The sequence below is a fragment of the Acinetobacter rongchengensis genome, assembly GCF_003611475.1.
Taxonomy (GTDB): Bacteria; Pseudomonadota; Gammaproteobacteria; order Pseudomonadales; family Moraxellaceae; genus Acinetobacter; species Acinetobacter rongchengensis.
Window position 1 is genome coordinate 158,774 of the sequence record NZ_RAXT01000003.1, and the last position, 17,559, is coordinate 176,332.

At 35.4% G+C, this 17,559-nt stretch carries 20 protein-coding genes; 6 read left to right on the plus strand and 14 right to left on the minus strand.

The features are described from left to right. Nucleotides 1-77: 77 nt before the first annotated feature. Nucleotides 78-260 (plus strand): hypothetical protein, encoded by a 183-nt coding sequence (locus D7V20_RS03190; RefSeq protein ID WP_235831585.1) that lies wholly within the window; start codon nt 78-80, stop codon nt 258-260. 95 nt (nt 261-355) lie between these two features. On the opposite strand, the gene D7V20_RS03195 is transcribed toward D7V20_RS03190, so the two are convergent. The 4 genes from D7V20_RS03195 to pnuC form a co-directional block, all read right to left on the minus strand. Continuing rightward, nucleotides 356-1,468 (minus strand): GGDEF domain-containing protein, encoded by a 1,113-nt coding sequence (locus tag D7V20_RS03195; RefSeq protein ID WP_235831586.1) that lies wholly within the window; start codon nt 1,466-1,468, stop codon nt 356-358. Nucleotides 1,469-2,168: 700 nt separating this feature from the next. After that, nucleotides 2,169-2,672, minus strand: a complete 504-nt coding sequence (locus tag D7V20_RS03200; RefSeq protein ID WP_120382889.1) for a DUF2505 family protein — start codon at nt 2,670-2,672, stop codon at nt 2,169-2,171. Between the two features lie 124 nt (nt 2,673-2,796). After that, entirely contained in the window at nt 2,797-3,066 is a 270-nt protein-coding gene (locus tag D7V20_RS03205; RefSeq protein WP_120382890.1) for a hypothetical protein, read from the minus strand. A gap of 20 nt (nt 3,067-3,086) precedes the next feature. Next, nucleotides 3,087-3,671, minus strand: a complete 585-nt coding sequence (gene pnuC / locus D7V20_RS03210) for a nicotinamide riboside transporter PnuC (protein WP_120382891.1) — start codon at nt 3,669-3,671, stop codon at nt 3,087-3,089. 383 nt (nt 3,672-4,054) lie between these two features. Here pnuC and D7V20_RS03215 point away from each other — a divergent pair, with 383 nt between their 5' ends. From D7V20_RS03215 to D7V20_RS03225, 3 genes are read left to right on the plus strand one after another with little or no spacing between them, the layout of a single operon-like run. Then, nucleotides 4,055-4,843 carry a crotonase/enoyl-CoA hydratase family protein gene (locus D7V20_RS03215; protein ID WP_120382892.1) on the plus strand — a complete coding sequence of 263 codons (789 nt, stop codon included), beginning with the start codon at nt 4,055-4,057 and terminating at the stop codon, nt 4,841-4,843. A gap of 46 nt (nt 4,844-4,889) precedes the next feature. Continuing rightward, nucleotides 4,890-5,798 carry an alpha/beta hydrolase family protein gene (locus tag D7V20_RS03220; protein ID WP_120382893.1) on the plus strand — a complete coding sequence of 303 codons (909 nt, stop codon included), beginning with the start codon at nt 4,890-4,892 and terminating at the stop codon, nt 5,796-5,798. Nucleotides 5,799-5,816: 18 nt separating this feature from the next. After that, nucleotides 5,817-6,380, plus strand: a complete 564-nt coding sequence (locus tag D7V20_RS03225) for a TetR/AcrR family transcriptional regulator (RefSeq protein WP_120382894.1) — start codon at nt 5,817-5,819, stop codon at nt 6,378-6,380. Between the two features lie 82 nt (nt 6,381-6,462). Here D7V20_RS03225 and D7V20_RS03230 read toward each other — a convergent pair whose 3' ends face one another. The 9 genes from D7V20_RS03230 to D7V20_RS03275 all read right to left on the minus strand — a co-directional run bounded on the left by D7V20_RS03230 (nt 6,463) and on the right by D7V20_RS03275 (nt 15,217). Beyond that, a complete protein-coding gene (locus tag D7V20_RS03230) occupies nt 6,463-7,008 on the minus strand; it encodes a hypothetical protein (protein ID WP_120382895.1) in 546 nt (181 codons plus the stop codon). A 35-nt stretch (nt 7,009-7,043) separates the two neighbouring features. Beyond that, nucleotides 7,044-7,514, minus strand: coding sequence for a hypothetical protein (locus D7V20_RS03235; protein WP_120382896.1), 471 nt, complete (start codon nt 7,512-7,514; stop codon nt 7,044-7,046). Nucleotides 7,515-7,669: 155 nt separating this feature from the next. Next, the gene (locus D7V20_RS03240) at nt 7,670-8,809 is read right to left on the minus strand and encodes an acyltransferase family protein (protein ID WP_120382897.1); all 1,140 of its coding nucleotides are present in this window, start codon (nt 8,807-8,809) and stop codon (nt 7,670-7,672) included. Between the two features lie 56 nt (nt 8,810-8,865). Beyond that, nucleotides 8,866-9,279, minus strand: coding sequence for a poly-beta-1,6-N-acetyl-D-glucosamine biosynthesis protein PgaD (gene pgaD, locus D7V20_RS03245; protein ID WP_120382898.1), 414 nt, complete (start codon nt 9,277-9,279; stop codon nt 8,866-8,868). 26 nt (nt 9,280-9,305) lie between these two features. Further along, nucleotides 9,306-10,571 carry a poly-beta-1,6-N-acetyl-D-glucosamine synthase gene (gene pgaC, locus D7V20_RS03250; protein ID WP_120382899.1) on the minus strand — a complete coding sequence of 422 codons (1,266 nt, stop codon included), beginning with the start codon at nt 10,569-10,571 and terminating at the stop codon, nt 9,306-9,308. Between the two features lie 7 nt (nt 10,572-10,578). Beyond that, nucleotides 10,579-12,612, minus strand: a complete 2,034-nt coding sequence (gene pgaB, locus D7V20_RS03255) for a poly-beta-1,6-N-acetyl-D-glucosamine N-deacetylase PgaB (protein WP_120382946.1) — start codon at nt 12,610-12,612, stop codon at nt 10,579-10,581. A gap of 503 nt (nt 12,613-13,115) precedes the next feature. After that, complete coding sequence (locus tag D7V20_RS03265; protein WP_120382901.1) at nt 13,116-13,454, minus strand: FKBP-type peptidyl-prolyl cis-trans isomerase; 339 nt, start codon at nt 13,452-13,454, stop codon at nt 13,116-13,118. Between the two features lie 158 nt (nt 13,455-13,612). After that, nucleotides 13,613-14,143, minus strand: a complete 531-nt coding sequence (locus tag D7V20_RS03270; protein WP_120382902.1) for a YaeQ family protein — start codon at nt 14,141-14,143, stop codon at nt 13,613-13,615. A 60-nt stretch (nt 14,144-14,203) separates the two neighbouring features. After that, the gene (locus D7V20_RS03275; protein ID WP_120382903.1) at nt 14,204-15,217 is read right to left on the minus strand and encodes a CobW family GTP-binding protein; all 1,014 of its coding nucleotides are present in this window, start codon (nt 15,215-15,217) and stop codon (nt 14,204-14,206) included. A gap of 446 nt (nt 15,218-15,663) precedes the next feature. Here D7V20_RS03275 and D7V20_RS03280 point away from each other — a divergent pair, with 446 nt between their 5' ends. Both D7V20_RS03280 and D7V20_RS03285 read left to right on the plus strand, forming a co-directional pair. Then, complete coding sequence (locus tag D7V20_RS03280) at nt 15,664-15,912, plus strand: hypothetical protein (protein ID WP_120382904.1); 249 nt, start codon at nt 15,664-15,666, stop codon at nt 15,910-15,912. A gap of 298 nt (nt 15,913-16,210) precedes the next feature. Further along, on the plus strand, nt 16,211-16,552 hold the full coding sequence (locus D7V20_RS03285) for a hypothetical protein (protein WP_120382905.1): 342 nt from the start codon (nt 16,211-16,213) through the stop codon (nt 16,550-16,552). 82 nt (nt 16,553-16,634) lie between these two features. Here D7V20_RS03285 and D7V20_RS03290 read toward each other — a convergent pair whose 3' ends face one another. Further along, a complete protein-coding gene (locus D7V20_RS03290) occupies nt 16,635-17,156 on the minus strand; it encodes an acyl-CoA thioesterase (RefSeq protein ID WP_120382906.1) in 522 nt (173 codons plus the stop codon). Nucleotides 17,157-17,559 lie beyond the last annotated feature (403 nt).

Below are 17,559 nucleotides of genomic sequence, written 5' to 3' on the forward strand. Positions count from 1 at the left end.
AGATAATATACAACAAAAGTTGGATTTTATTGTGTAATAATTGGCTTTAATGTTTTACAAATGATTTGGAAATAATTGTGATTGAATTACTTGAACCCGTGACACTAAAAAAAGATGATTTAGAGCCAATAACGATTGAAGCAGGAACGCTATTAAGAATATTGATGACAAATCCATCTTCATATTTAGTCGGAGATGAAAAAGGTTTTTCCTTTCTTATCAATTTCAGCGATGAAAATATTCTGTGGAAAAAAATATAATTTATTATTATAAAATAAAAATAATGCTCTGCTGCACGACTATAGAATAAAGCGTCTAATCAATTAGGCGTTTTTTTATGAAAAACTTCAACAAATTAGTTCAACTCTGCAAACTGCCGAACCTGATTTCGTCCACTCAATTTTGCAAAATATAAGGCTTGATCAGCTTGGCGTATAAACATTTCCTTGGTTAAATCACCAGTGAACTCAGATGGCATAGATACCCCAAAACTTGCGGTGACCCTGATGTTATCTACATTATTTAAACAAATATGATTTTTTTCGATTTCAGCCCGACATCGTTCTGCAATTTCAAATGCTTGCTCCAATTCAAGATCGTTTAATATAAAAATAAATTCTTCACCACCAAAACGTCCAACATAATCATTCTTACGAATATTCTCCATCAATATCTGTGCAACTTTTATGAGGACCCGATCTCCTATATCGTGTCCATAGGTATCATTCACTTGTTTAAAATGATCAATATCTAAAAGAACAATAACATAGTCCTGTTTTTTCTCATGATTTAAGCTTAAAAAATCGGTAATACTGCGACGGTTATACACCAACGTTAATGGGTCGATCTTACTCATTTTATCGACATACTCTTCTCTATATTTCCATTGAATCAATAAAATAATAAATAAAATGATACTGATTAAGAATATTGGAATATAGAAATACAGCATACTACTCACCCAAAACACATTATTATGTAAGGGAAGTTCTTGAAGTTTTTGACTATAAATAGGTGCGTAAGCAATTTGATCAGTTGCGCTAAGATATCCAGCGATCAATATAAAAAAAGTAATAGGGATGACAGCCGTATACACTTCTCTGGGTTGAAAAAGCACTAAACCAACCGTAACTAAACTCACAAAACCAGCGATTGAAGCAAAACTAATAATACCCGTACAGTAGGCACCATATATAAGCGTTATGCCTAAATAACACGTTGTAAAATATGGAATATACTTTTCTACAAAGAGATTTTTACGTAATAAATAGGCAATCACGATTAAAATCAAATAGCCCACTAATGACAGTACATAAACCGTAATAAGATTGGGATAGAAATCAAAATTAATCCAAACCTGAAAATCAGGTAGAGTCGCCCATAAGAGCCACCACACAATCCATAGTAATGTAATTACCGCACACAAACTAAATGCTAAGATACTTTTATTAACGTTACTCCAATTCATGATGACACTGTCTTTCATGAATTTTGAATATTCGTTTTTAACAACCTTAACAAAATGAAGCTTCATGGGAAATTACTACTCAATATACTTATCTCTTGTTAATTTAGAAACTTTCTATTTGAATCATTAAATAAAACCAATCAAATAAGAAGTCTCAACATTTATAATAAATGTGATATGGTTATCATTTTATACGTTTGATTTAGTACATATGTCAAGTTTCACCTTTAGTTTAATTATTAGTCTTTAGTATAAGTAAAGATAGATTTAAAAGTAAGTATGATATCAATAATCAAAAAAAACTGTTTCTTAATGTTATCATTTTAATAAGTCTACAGTTTAATAAATTACGATTCAACGATCATTATATAAATTAAAATACTTATTATATAAACTTAATAGTAATCAAGATATTGGTAAAATATTCTGTTTTTCAATCATATTTATTTAGTAAATCTTTAACCTATACTGAAATAAATTCAGTAAGATATTTAAATATTCTCAATTTTGAAATTCGCAACACTGTGTTAATCATGAATATTGAATGAAAAATTAAAAATTGATTTAGTTCATTTCTTTATTTTATTGCTATAAAATGATGATTTATAGAAACTTATGATATTTATTCTTCTCTATAACGCTCTTTAAACGAAAAAAACAAGGCCTCATTGAGGCCTTGCGATATTCAATCTTGTATGCATTAACTCTGATTTGCCAAATTTTTCTTTAATTCATCTTCAATGATTTCAATTTCTAAATCTGTGAATTTACGAATTTCGCCTTCAGCATGTTTTTCAAGTAAACCACCAATAAGCGGTACTTTAACTTTCACATCCCAATCAAGCTTAATATTCACTTGCTGGTCATCACCTGTCACAGAACGGCTACAATTTGCAACTAAAGGTAAGTTTGCACCTAATTCGACTTTAGATGTCATGGCTTCTAAATTGGTAATATCTGAACGCTTTAAACGAAACGCATCTTTTAAAAGTTTTTTTGCAATATCTGGAATATTTACATCTAAATTATAAGCTCGGCGTAAAGTATATGTATTCCCTTCAATTTTAGATTCAATAATTTCTAAGTTTTCTCCTGGAATCCTTTTGCAAACAGCTTCATGCAATGAGGTATCTGCTGCTAATCGTTTGAAATCATTGAGCGATACACCTGATATGGTTGCATTTACAGTAAATTGGTGTGCCATATAAAACCCTTTCCTCGTTTTTTTAGTCCATAAACGCTGGCTCAATTATTTTGATTAGCGTCAATTAAACCCCACTATATATTTTAATTTTGACTTTTGATTGACTGCGCGCGACTTGTTTTTGTTATTTTGTGCCATGCGATAGTGTGATGACGTCTTGAATGTGAATAGACAAATAATGGTTTCTGTATTCAATATAGATATCAAACTGTTCTGCCCCATTATCTAAACCTGACACTGTCCACGTTGTTCCCTTGGGTAAATCATCCAACCAAGTAGATTTATAAAAGTCTGAAACAATTTCAAAATCTAGATATTTTTGAGGTTCTGCCATGATTTTCTGCACAACTTGATCAAACTTATGCTTTTGTATTTCAATAAAATCGATCATCATGGCGTTGATTCTGCTATCCTTTAAATACCATTCAATACTTTATCTTGCTGTTGCTTCTTCACCTGTTCCCATTGCCACCAACCAAATGCAGCCATCCCCACAAAAGCTGCATATAAACCTGCTGTTAGAAATAAGTCTTTATAGATAAACATTCCAACATAAACAATATCAACAAAAACCCAAAGTACCCACGTCGCAATATGTTTACGGCTGGTCCAATAGGTTGCCAATAAACTAAAAGCAGCCAATTGCGAATCTAACATCGGCAAAGCAGCATCTGTAAAATAGTGTAAAGATAGGCCAAATAAAAGCCCACCCACTGCAGCCAAAGCCATTTGCAAGATCACCATTTTTAATGCGATCGGTTCAATTCGAATCTCATGGTCTTGCTGCTTTCCCTTTAACCAATGATAAAATCCGTAGAAATTCATCACCATAAAAAATAACTGTAAAATTGTTTCCCCATACAATTTAAACTCAAAGAATAGATATGCATATAAAACAAAAGCGAAAAAGTTAAATAACCAGCACCACATATTCCGCTGAATGGTGAGTGCAACACCAATAATACTAATAATCACGGCAAATATTTCTAATGGCGACATGGCTAGACGATATATTCAAAGAAGTGCCTATTATGAAAAAATATGCACCGAATGCAAGCGGAACCATTCCCTTGTTATGTAAAGCAGAATGACACATATTCTAAGCACATGTTATAAATCAAAATATTCCTATTCTGGTCAAAAAATGCCTTCAAAAATAAGTTAGACAAATACGAAATAATCAAAGCATTACTTCACCAAGCAAAGAGAAAAATATGGAATAGCCAAGATATTATTGAAGATCTAACCCTCCCCCATAGCATTCAATTCAAATTTGTTCGAATCTCGAATGCAACTGAATACGATCTAATCATAATTATTGATTTGACAGTTTTCTAACGATCGTTTAAAAATATAAATAACAACCCAAAAGGAAAAAAACAATGTCGAATAATCAAGGAAAAGTCAGTCGTGAAATCCGTGGTCATGTTTATTTAATAGGATTAGACCGTGCAGATAAACGCAATGCTTTTGATAGTCATATGATTCATGACTTATCACTCGCTTTAACCGAGTATGAAAATAATCCTGAATTACGTTGCGCCATTATTTTCGCACATGGTGACCATTTCACTGCCGGACTAGATTTAGTGGAATTACAACCGAAACTCGCTGATGGTGTATTTAATTTTTCCGATGAAATAGTCAATCCGTGGGGAACAGTCGGTCGCCAGCGCACTAAACCACTTATCACTGCTGTTCAAGGCTATTGTTATACCGCGGGCATCGAACTGATGTTGAATTCCGATATGGTGATTGCAAATGAAAATACTCAATTTACGCAAATCGAAGTACAACGTGGAATCTTGCCTTTTGGAGGAGCGACTGTACGTTTTGTCCAAGCTGCAGGTTGGGTAAAAGCCATGAAATATGTGTTAACTGGTGATTTATTTTATGCACAAACAGCTTATGAAATGAATTTAGTCACTGAAGTCGTTGAAGGGAATAATCAATTGATCCGTGCGATTGAATTGGCCGAACGTATTGCCCAAGCTGCACCACTTGCCGTGCAAGCAACCTTGCATTCAGCACATCAAGCCTTTTTACACAGCCCTGAAGTTGCTTTTGGTAACCTACAAAGTTTGCTCAGCCCATTACTTGCATCTGAAGATGCGCAGGAAGGAGTAATGGCGATGATTGAGCGAAGAACACCGAACTTTAAAGGTAAATAAACCATTCCACACAAGTATAGATGCTACCAATAATAGAGCAATGACGATGCAAAACTTAAAGCAACCCGCAAATACACAAGACATGGATATACAAGCGTTTAAAACTGAAACCATTTCATTTCAAGCTTTGGATGGTTATCACCTGATTGGTACTTTATACACACCCAAAGAACACACGAAAGCTCAAATAGTCCTTTCATCTGCGACAGGTGTGCCGCAAGCGTTTTATCGTCGTTTCGCTGAATATGCAGCACAACTAGGTTATCAAACCTTTACTTTTGATTATCGAGGTGTCAGTCAATCCGCACCTAAAACTTTAAAAGGCTTTCAAATGTCTTATCTCGATTGGGGGAAATTCGATTTAACTGCTGCAATCGATTATTTAGCACAAGATGATTTACCTCTATTTCTCGTAGGGCATTCTTATGGAGGTCAAGCTTTAGGATTGACGACAAATCATCATAAAGTCACAGCTATGTATTGTTTTGGCACAGGTGCAGGTTGGCATGGCTATATGCCATTGAAAGAGAAAATAAAAGTGCAAGTGATTTGGAATATTGTTTTTCCACCTATGGTCGCTGCTGTGGGTTATTTACCTTGGAGCAAGCTTAATATGGGAGCAGACCTTCCCAAAGGCGTTTATTCACAATGGCGTAAATGGTGTAAAAATCCAACTTATTTCTTTGCAGATCCCGAACAACACCATTTGCATGATCAATATGCACAAGTCACAACACCCATTTATGCTGTAGCAGCACTGGATGATGATTGGGCTTTACCTCGTTCACGCTACGCTTTTATGCAGCATTATCGTCATGCACCCATGAACTTCATCAATATTTCAGCTGATGAGTTTGGATTAAAAAAAATCGGTCATATGGGCTATTTTCGAAAAGGTTCAGAAGCGATTTGGGATAAAATGCTCAACACTTTTGAAGATTTACTTCACCCCTAAATAGTTAGGTGAAAATACATGCGCCCACAAAAATTACCCCCTGAACACATTCTCAATATCTGCGCTTTACAATTTAAAGCGCACGGATATGCAGGAACAAGCATGGATATGTTGGCAAAAGCATGTGGGCTGAGTAAAGCTGCATTTTATTACTACTACCCCAATAAAGAAGCCTTATTGCTCAAAGTGTTAGAACATACTCATGCTTATCTAAAAGTATCTGTATTTGCTTTTGCTTACTCAAATGATCTGAATAACTTTGACCCTTTGCTGCACTTTAACCAAATGCATGACAAAGCTGTAGACTTTTTTAGTTATCAAATTAAAGGCTGTCTGGTTGGTATCCTGTCTATAGAGTCAGAAAATATCTCAGAACAAATTATGCAAAAAATACGTGAAATCTTTCAGGATTGGCAACAGGCTTTTTATCAATTATTCCGTCATCGGCTAGATGAAGATTCAGCACAAGCCTTGGCTAAAATCAGTATTGCCGATTATGAAGGTGCTATTCTGATGTATCGATTGAATCATGATCCTTTCTATCTTGACCAAGTCAAAACTAGAATTTTACAGGCACTGTAATCTTAAATTTGTAGATGTGTAATATTGGCAGTAAACGTTGTTATTTGAACATAGTTTAACATTCTGAAAGTGGGTTAGGAAACTAATAACGGTCTTTAAATTCAGCCTTATGTTCTACCCCTTCACGATCAACATGCGCATAAAAAACACCATAACGTCCGACGTAATATTCCAGTGATTGATCATGATAACTCCAAAATATTGACCATTCACCAAAGTCAAAACTTCCCGTTTGGCTTTGCGTATTCATCGGCATTTTGTTTAAAAATTCTTGTTGAATTTTTTCAGCTTGTTGAATGTCTTTGGCTTGAATTGCCTGATCAAAAAATAATTGTGCAACTTCATCAAATAATCGTTGATCTTGTTCTTTGACAGGCATTTCGACAACAGAAACTTGCGCAGCTAATTGATCGACGTCTTCAGTCGTTTTTAAACGCTCAGCATCTAGAGCTTGTTTAATCGCTTTAGATTTTTCAGGTAACTCATCACCCTCTTGTTCATTTTTTACCAGTTGCGATAGTGCTTTATGTTGTTCGTCAAATAATGCATTGATTTTATGTTTAGCACCCCATCTCCAAAGGATATAGAGCGTGGCAATGATTAAAATCAAAAAGATAAATTTCATCATGCCACTACTCCCTCATATATTCATTTATTAACGTATTAACAATCATCAAAATTAAACTGGTAGTAATCCAAATGACCATTCTTAAAATAAAATGTTACAGAATCGTTTGAATCTTTCGCTATTTCAAGATCATAAACATGTGGTTCTAAATCAAAAATAAACGGTGAAAATTTCTTTTTGAATTGTGTTTCCGTTATTTTACCATCTATTTTTATGTTGTTTATTTTAACAGCATTATTCATTTTCAAATAGACTTTATCTATACGCCCATTTTCTAACACGATAAAACTATCATAGACCCATTGGTCAGGGAAATGTCCACCATTACACTCATCAACTTCACCTTTGACAATTTTTAATGGTGCTCCGAATGTTTTCTTAGGTGTCACATGGGTGATTTGAAAACGATTATAGCTTTTTCCTTGAATCACAGGTTGAACCACTGGATTGGCCAAACTTAATGAAGCAATACAACTGAGTACACTCAGCATCAATATTTTTCGCATTTTAATTGACTCATTTATTTGTTCTAAATTAAGTGTAATCACAAAATATTCAGTTATTTATTATTGAAGTATCAATATCTTGAATGATTATTTATTAAATTATACGCTGAACAATGCATAAAAAGTAGTTCGATTTTAAAAATAAATAACTCAAATTATTTAGAATCTTTGCGCAACACTGTATTTGCAAGCCAATTACTGACCTTAATCGCAAACTGATCTACATAACGACTATAGCCTTGCGCTACCCATAAAGTCATTAAAATCGCAGCAATCGCTGAAACAATAACGGACAGTGAATAATTCCACTGCCAACCTAAAAAAAGATTAAATAGCGGAATACAGATGAGATATAACATCAAAAGATGCAGTAAATAGATTGAAAATGAAAGCTTTCCAAGCCAAACTAAAACAGGATGATCCAGTCGTTTAGACAACAGCGGATTCATTAAAATACTATAAACAATCAAAACACCTGCAATAAAGTTGCAGTAGTCATAGGTTGCATCACCTAAAATGTGATGAATCCAAGAATAAGCATTACTGGTATTATGCGCCCCAGCAAAATACAAACCGATCAATAACATGATTACTGCGCTATAGTTTTTGAGAGGTTGAGCATAAATGTAAATATACATCCCGAAAATAAAGCTCGATATGCCAAAACAAAAGCCTTGCCCACGCCAAAAATATGCCAAACATGGGATTAATAACGAAGCTAGAAAAAATGCAATTTTTTGATAATGATAAAGGTAGAGTAAAAGAAACAGTATAAATGATCCCATCAACTCGATGGTCATGGTCCAAAGCACCCAATTAATATTGCTGTCAGAAAATAAAAATGCACCGACTGTGCCTTCATAGAAGGCTTGCTTTAAACTAAAATTTTGTGCTGTAAATGCCTGTAACCACCCTCCGACAAGATGATGATCAATATCAACGACTTTAAAAACCGACCAAATCAATAAACATGAAATAAGTGCAGGAATCATCAAACGCGGATAGCGTTTAATCATCATACTTTTAATTTTATCATTCACTTGATCAGGGCTTTTTAAAATTGCATAACTCAACACAAAGCCACTCAGCACAAAAAATACAAAAACAGCAGCATCCCCTGAATATAAAAAACCAAATGGAGAATGATGTAGTGCATTGACCCATGCCAGCTCTGTCGTGTCATTGGCATCGAAATGGTGTAGATATGGAAAAAAACTCATCGCCAGATGTGAAAATACCACAGCAAGACAGGCTAAACCTCGTATGCTTTCTGCTGAGTTAATCTTAACTGACATCTATTTTTCCTAACAAAACAAAGTCCCAACCTGTGGGACTTTTGCACATCAAACGTTTAGTGAATATGCGTAATTCGACCATTTGCATCATGGTGTACAGTCGCAACTTTTTGTAAACGCGACATTTTCAGTTCATGGGTATCTAAGTTAAATGACCGAGCATATTCTTCAATACTTTTATCTTTGGCTTGTGCTTTGGTTTTTGATGGAATGAAATGACTCCATAGCCATAAAGAAACAGCACAAGCCAATAAGGCGGTTAAACCATTCTCTAGCACATGCGCAAGCGTACCAAAGAAATATTTGATTAAATGTGGTTTTTGAATCGCAATAAAGCTAATCAAAATGACTAAAGGGCGCCATAAAAACAGCCAAAAACCCCACAACATTGCTGTACTGGTATTAGATAAATAGCGTTTGTGCCAAGGCAACTGATTACGCATATCTATAATTAAAGTTTGAGTCTTCATCATTGTTTCTCTATGACGTATATGGTTTAGCCATCATGTCGCATACCACGATCAGGACTGACCCATCGTGCTCTCTTACCACTACCACGCAGCAAAACCTTTGGAAATGCGATGATGCTTGCAGTCACTGTGATTAACCAAAACACGATCGGATACCAAATCATCCAATAAAAGTTTTTGGCTAAATTGGATTCGTAACGACTATCCATCCATTTACTAATCGCAAATTGCAGTAGACAAGTCGTACCGAGTAAAATTCCTGTTCCCATTGGAAGTAAAGGTGAAGTTACGATCGGAAAACCTGCATAAGGCAAAATCCAATGCAGCATCCATAAAATCACCATAAACAACATTAAATATGACCAAACCAGCGTGAGACATAATTCAATAATCAGTGGCCATAAAAAATTCAATTTCGGTTTAACAAGCACATCAATATTTTTGATTAATACTTGTGCCCCACCCATCGCCCAACGCAGACGTTGTTTCCATAAACCATTCAAGGTTTCTGGCATTAAAATCCAAACCAAAGCGTTCGGTTCAAATCTTACCTCCCAGCCAGCACGATGTAACTTCCAAGTGATATCAATATCTTCAGTCAGCATATTGGGTGACCAATAGCCCACCTCATGTACAGCACTTTTACGAAATGCGGTAATCACACCCGATACTGTAAACAAACGACCAAAGGTTCTTTGGGCACGTTTGATCATGCCCACAATCGAAGAAAACTCTCCAACCTGAATACGACCAAGTAAAGTTGAACGTGTTCGAATACGTGGATTACCCGTAACCGCTGCTACAGATGGATTGTGTAAAAAATGGCGAATCATCCATTGCGCAGCATGCTGATCTAACAAAGCATCACCATCGATACCGATTAAATATTCTGCATCGGTTAAAAGACTACCTGCCTGTAAAGCCATTGCTTTACCTTGGTTTTCAGCTAAATGAACCACACGTAATTTGTCATGTTGTTCACTCAAGGCATTGAGAATTTCTGCTGTTCGATCCGAGCTTCCATCATTGATTGCAATGACTTCAAAGTTTGGATAATTCAGATTCAGTGCATGCGTAATCGTTTCGACAGCATTATCTTGTTCATTAAAACAAGGAATTAATACCGCAACCAAAGGATATGCAGACAATGGCTCTGGTTGTTGATATGGAGGCTCTTTACGCTCTTTCCAATAGAAAATCAGTGCGCCGATCATCCACAAATACGACATGAACAGTGGATAATAAAATATAAAATTCAGTATGGATTGCCACAGATGCTGAAATGAGTGCATAGGTCGCCTACGGAATCAAACGTGATGATTTAGAATCGAATACTTTACGCATTTCAGTGGCATCAGGATGGTCTTGAATCGGGTCATCTGGATAATAACCAACATGAATTACACCTTGTTGATACAACGATTGTATGGTTTGAGTTAATTCTGTTGTTGGAATTTTCTCATTGTTCCGCCAATTCACCGCTTGCAGTTCAAAAACTGTTTTCTTCATTCCATTCGGCTGCTGTTTCACTCGTTGCACCAAATCTCGATAAAATTTATCTTTATCAGGTGCTTGCTCCATATATGGCATTGCCATAATGGCAGTAAAATCATAATTCTTAATCGATTGCTCTAAAGATTGCGCATACCAATTTTCAGAATACGCTGATAAAGCAACTTGTGCGTATAAATTACGTGCAGTTAATAAGAAGGGTTGGTAATAACGTACTTTTTGCGCTAAATCCAATGCAAAGGAATCGATCGTTTGCGTTTTAAACGCCGTCCATTTTTGTAGTTTGGCATCATCATTACGGATTTCAGCAAGATCTGCGGGTAAACCAATCTTTTGATAGGCTTGAAGTGCTTCAGGACTCGCATCTTCATAATCCGACAATGTCGCATCATCATGGAACAAGATTCCATCAAAAGTCGCCGACTTGGCTAAATCCTGATAAATCCCTTCTATAGTTTTACGTGCGTCTGCTGAATATGGGCTTAAACGATGATATCCCATATTTAAGTGATCCCCAGCTTTGGCTTGTTGAGTCACGACGAGATCTTTTGAAACCGGATTGGATTGTGGCAATTCCCAAGCCAATAATGGCATCCAAGCATATAAACGACTGACTTGTGTACGCGTTTGAATTTGCCAAGCCACTCGGTTAAATAGATCTGCACGCATAGGTAAATAACGATTAGGGAAATACACCATATCGGCAGAGCCATTCGCATCAGGGTCAGAGAAAGCTTGTAAATAAACCGTGGTGACATGCATTTCACGGATACGATCTAATAAATGTCCAAGATTACGTTCCTGCTGCGCTGGATTTGGGTCGTAAATATAGTCCAAATCAACATGCATAATTTTTTGTGGACGATTGTTATCGGTTAGCCCCATTTGACGACTTTGAATCTCTTGCGCCAAAGCATCAGTGGTCATACCACCTTCAACCAAAATTCGATTGAGATGCCCTAATGACTTTTCGATATGATCTGGACCATCATCCAAACTAATCGTAATTGGCATGCCCGCTTTTTTGGCGATCTCTACAGCCTGCATATTATAGCGACCATAAGGCCAAACCATAATACGTGGTGCTTTTAAACCATGGGCTTTTAAAAGCTGATTATTTTTCTTTAAATCATGATAAATACGATCTGTATAAGCTTGGTCAGATTCATATTGTTTGGTTTTAGGATCGTACTCACGTGTTGTTGCAGCAGGTTCGGAGTTACCTTGTGGATTCCCCATAATCCCACGGTGCAAATTATAACTATGGCTACCAATCTCGACCAAACCACTATTTTGCATGGTTTTCAGTTCTTCCCATGTCAATAATTTACTGCGATCTAGCTTTTCATCACCAAACTGCACCAATTGATTGGGTTTGGTTTCTAACCAGCTTCCAACCACAGATAAAACCACAGGGATTTTTCTTTGCTTGATAATCGGATAAGCATATTGATAAAAGGATTGATAACCGTCATCGACAGTAAGCAATACAGGTTTGGTTGGTAATTTAAACTTACCTTCTTTGGCCCTAATGATTTGATTGACTGTCACAAAATGATAGCCATTTTTAATCAACCAATCTAAATGCAATTCAAATTGTTTTGTCGTTACGGCATAGTCTGGAATAACTGCGTTTTTTTCAGCTGTGATTTCATGGTAACCAATAATGGTCAACGTATCTAAATTAACTTTAGGCGCATCCTGCTCAACAGCTGTGTCTGGCAGTGTTTGGTTTTCTTCAGCAAAGGCACTATTTAAAAAGGATGAAAATAATAGTGATGCGCACAACATTGCTGTAGCAGGAAAGTAACGAGTTACCATAAATTTTAATACTCTATCATCATTGTTTAGACCTGAACTCATCTATAGCATTCCATGATTGAAATACTAAAAATCCTTTTTCTAGACGAATTGAATCAAGTGTTTTACAACGATGATTTAAAAGAATAAAGCTGAAACGAATCTTAAAAAACAACTCTGAACAGAATTATTTCTTCGCGACATTTAAACACTTTTAGAACAAAAATATTGTAGATGATTGTTAAATTATGCGCATTTTATACACATAGAAAAAACCATACTGTGCTATGTTTCACGTTATGTTTAATAAGTTATTATTAAATGACAAAATAAAATAATCAAAATAGAATGATTGAGTTAAACACTTTTATAATATTGAATAATGAAAAAGAATTAAGAGTGAAAAACAACTGGAATATAGATTTCCACTTTTTTAATTTACAAAAAATAGAGACCACTATGACCTCTATTTTTAAGATTTTAATGCTATTTCAGCATAATAATCGATTCAGTATAGAAACAGATTAATCACGTGTTTTTACATCAAACAATTCAATTTCAAAAATGAGGTTTGAGTTCGCTGGAATAATTTTACCCATTTTGCGTTCACCATACGCCAAATAAGCAGGAACGATCAGCTTACGCTTACCGCCTACTTTCATTCCCATAATGCCCTGATCCCAACCTTTAATCACACGACCAGTACCGATCACTATTTCAAAATAATTGCCACGATCGATAGAAGAATCAAATTTTGTACCATCTTCTAACCAGCCAGTATAATGGGTCGTGATTAAAGCACCTTTTACCGCTTCTTTCCCTTCACCAATTTTTAAATCAATGATTTCTAATTCATTAGACATAGAGCTTACCTAAATTTTCAATTTCTAACGTGGATTATAAACAGGTCCAATAAAAAGTGCTGAATTCTGTGATTGTTGCACCTTAAATTTTCAACAATTGAAGTACAAACTGATTTAAAAATATCAACTAAACCCACACTTTTTAAATTTTAAAAGCCTTATTGTAACTGCGTCCACTCAATAACGGCTTGAGCTTGATCACCAATCAATGTCCATTCACCATCCATAACGTTCAATTGTAATTGCATCGTTCTTTCACATAATTGTTGAATGGCAGCAGTCGTCTGCTCAGACAATTGCCAAACTTCAACATTGGATAATGTTTTAAGCTTTGAACTACGCTTATACCATTCTGCAACGGCTGAACCATAAGCAACGACAGCAACGCGTTTACAACGTGCAGCGGCTTTTTTAACTTTATCTTCATCTGGCAAACCGACTTCAATCCATTTCACCAATTGACCCGTTAAATCTTTTTCCCACAGCGCAGGCTCATCGGTTTCAAATAAATCTTTGGTAAATTCCAACTGCTCATCTGCAAAACGTGCATACGCTAAAATTCGAACCATTAAACGTTCAATGGTTTCAGAGGGATGCAAGGCCATGGTCAATTGATAATCACCATATTGATGCACATCCATATTGGCGATATTTAAATCTGCTTTATAAATCGTTGCTTTTAAAGCCATCTCTAATCCAAAAAATAAGTACGAAAATATGCCGCTCAGTCTATAAGATTTTCAATCGAATTACTGAGAATTTTCAGACCGATCAATTCGACATTGTAAAAGTTGAGTTTCAAAACTTTCCCAATCACGATTATGCTGTGTAATGATTTCGACACGATTATCGATACTTTCTTCAGCCGATTTATAGTTTAAGTTTTCAGGATTGAAATTAAAGCTCATCCAACCTTGATTGGTATTAAAAATACCTTTAATTCTTAGCCAGTCTTTTTGTTCGCATAACGCATCCAATAAGTCATAAAAATCAAATTGCCAACGCTTGGAAAATTTCCAACCTGCAACCGTATAACCATTGGAGGACTCTACATAGTGATATGGCAATTGCTTAATTACAGGTAAATCTTCAGTTGAATTGAGTTGTTTTTGAATATGAATCAAAGGCACAATTTTGCGCTGTATCCCTTGATGCGCAACATCAATGTGTTCAAGTTGAATGTTGCCATTTTCAGCCAATAGCCATGTTTGGATATAAGCCAAATACTCATTCTTAAACTGTTCTAATTGTTTTTGATCAAGTTCAGTCATCATATCTGCATGTGAAACAACAACAATCTGTGCTGCTTTTAATTGATCTTGAAATAACTCTTGTTGAACCCAAGCCTCATCCTGTAAACGAGATCCATCTACAACTGTAACCAAAACTCGCATATTAATTTGAGACTGCCAATGTGGTTCTGTTAATTGTTCTAAAAGTTGCGCAGGATGTCCCAAACCTGTCGGTTCAATAAAAAGTCGATCGGGTTGTTTTTCCTGAATCAATCGAGATAAAGCGATTTGCATGGGTAATTGTCCTGCACAACACAAACAACCACCGAGGAGCTCTTTGACTTCATACCCGCCTTGCTGCGGTAATAATTGTTGATCAATACCAATTTGACCAAATTCATTCATCAGGATTGCCCAAGTCTCTCCTTCGGGCTTTTGTTGTAGTAAATGTTGCAATAACGTGGTCTTTCCTGCACCTAGAAAGCCAGAAATAATATGGGTTTTGACCACTTTTCGAGAAATAATTTTCACAAATGCTACTCAAGTTACAATCAACGCTTGCTATGAAAGATTGATATTAAAATTTACTTAAAGCCTGTTAGCTATCGTTGAGATTGTACAGACAAGATCAAGGGATGAGTCTTTTTTTGAAGTTAAAATGTTACAATTGATCTAAAATACGATCCAAATAAATAAGAAAATTTGCAGTTATTGTTTCATCCAAGTAACCATAATGTATATTTTTTAGTCATTTTTTAATATTTGAATACACTTAAAACATTGGGCAAATGCCGATTTCTCACAAAACTCTTACATAACACATCCCTTTGTTTTAAACAGGTAACTCAGACTGTTTCGCTTTGTTGATAAGGTTGCCGAATTTTCATTCAGCACTTAGCATGAGTTCACGCCTTGTAGCTCAGTCAATTCAGACTTTGCATGATAGGTTTTATTTTTAATGAATAAGGATGCCTCCAATGAATTTAGTTAAAACGCTTTTAGCAACAACTTTTGCTTTGACTGCTGCAACAACAACTTTCGCAGCATCTGAAAAAACAACTCAGACTGCTGAAAACAGCGAAAAAGTTATTGTTTCTACACAAGAGCAGCCAAGTGATGCAACTTCAGTAGAAGAAACTGCTGCAAGTTCATCCAATGCCAACCAACCTTCATCTGAAAGTGCGGCTGAAACACCAGCAATACCTGCACCGAAAACTCAACAGTAATTGGCTTCTGGATTGACTAAAAAGATGAGTACTTTATCGTGAAAATGATGACTCCTCCAGAGCGTTCACGATAAAAAGCTGATCAGGCTTTTTCAAAAGCAATCGTTAACATAGAAAGACTGTATCATTGCTGCGATACAGTCTTTTTTATGATGTACTTTTTTGTTTGTAATCTAAAATCTTTACAGAAAAATAAGGCTATCGTCATACTTGATATTTATAAGATCTAATTTTTCAAGAATAGTAGAAGTGTTATATTTTTTTAATGAATAAAATATGATTCAAGGAGAAAATACCAATGTTTAAAAAAATCATCACCATTGGATTATTATCAATATTACTCATAGCCTGTTCAGAGCCTTTGCCAGTAGACAAAAAAGACTATGTGGGTACATGGCAAAGTACTGATGGTCGAATTAGGTTAATAATTAACAATGATGGTCGAATGGAATATAAAAATAAACAACCCAATTCAAGCACTTCTGTTTCCGCACCTATTACCGAGTTTAATGGTCCGAGTTTTAGCGCAGGACTTGGCTCACTTTCAACTGAATTTAAAGTCAGTCAAGCACCGCAACAAACAGCGGATGGAACATGGACAATGACTGTCGATGGACATCAATTAAAGAGACTTCATTAAAGCAACTTAATTCTTAAAGCAAAGACAATAATATGTTGAACAAATAAAAACCTCCATAAAGGAGGTTTTCACTCAACGACACTTAGCTATGGGAAGATTTCTTATAAATACTACAAGAAGGATGATGATTTTCTTGTAAACGAGCAACTTTACGCTGTTCAGCTGCCTCAAAACGACAACGTTTCCAATCATTATCCAGATTTAAAGCAGGAATTTGTTGTGGTTTACCATTTGCATCCACTGCAACCATAGTGAAATAGCAACTGTTGGTATGACGGACTGTACGCTTTTGAATATTCTGTGCTTCAACACGAATACCAATTTCCATAGAAGTACGGCCAACATGGTTAACACTTGCTAAAAAAGTCACAAGCTCACCAACATGGATCGGTTCTTTAAAATTCACTTTATCAACAGAAAGAGTAACAACATAGCTTCCTGAATAACGGCTTGCACATGCATAAGCCACTTGGTCAAGAAACTTGAGGATGGTTCCACCATGTACATTACCTGAAAAATTTGCCATGTCAGGAGTCATTAAAAAAGACATGGTTAATTCTGACTGATCATCTGTAGCTCGGATCATTTGATCTAATGGAGACATCGTATACTAGACTCTACTTGGGACAGGAGATTTACAGTTATTATTATATATCTTTTCATACAAAAAACATGTTTAATTCGGCAATTGATCATTCTCTACATTTATAACGACAAAGTGCTTCATTTATCTTAAATATATTTCATTGATTTATAGTCTATTTTTTAAACTTCAATCCATTTTAGTTTGAATATACCGCCTACAAGGTTTTATATTCAAATATACGATTCAATAAAACACTATGCGCATTCGTCACCTATTCATAAGTTCAAAATGCTTTGGCATAGCATTATCAATGCATCGTTAACACCACTGTTATCGATTTAGCACAAATCGGCTTAAAGCTTTTTTTATAAGAAAATACACTTAAGCCTATAATAAAAATATTGATTAACCATTCAACTTA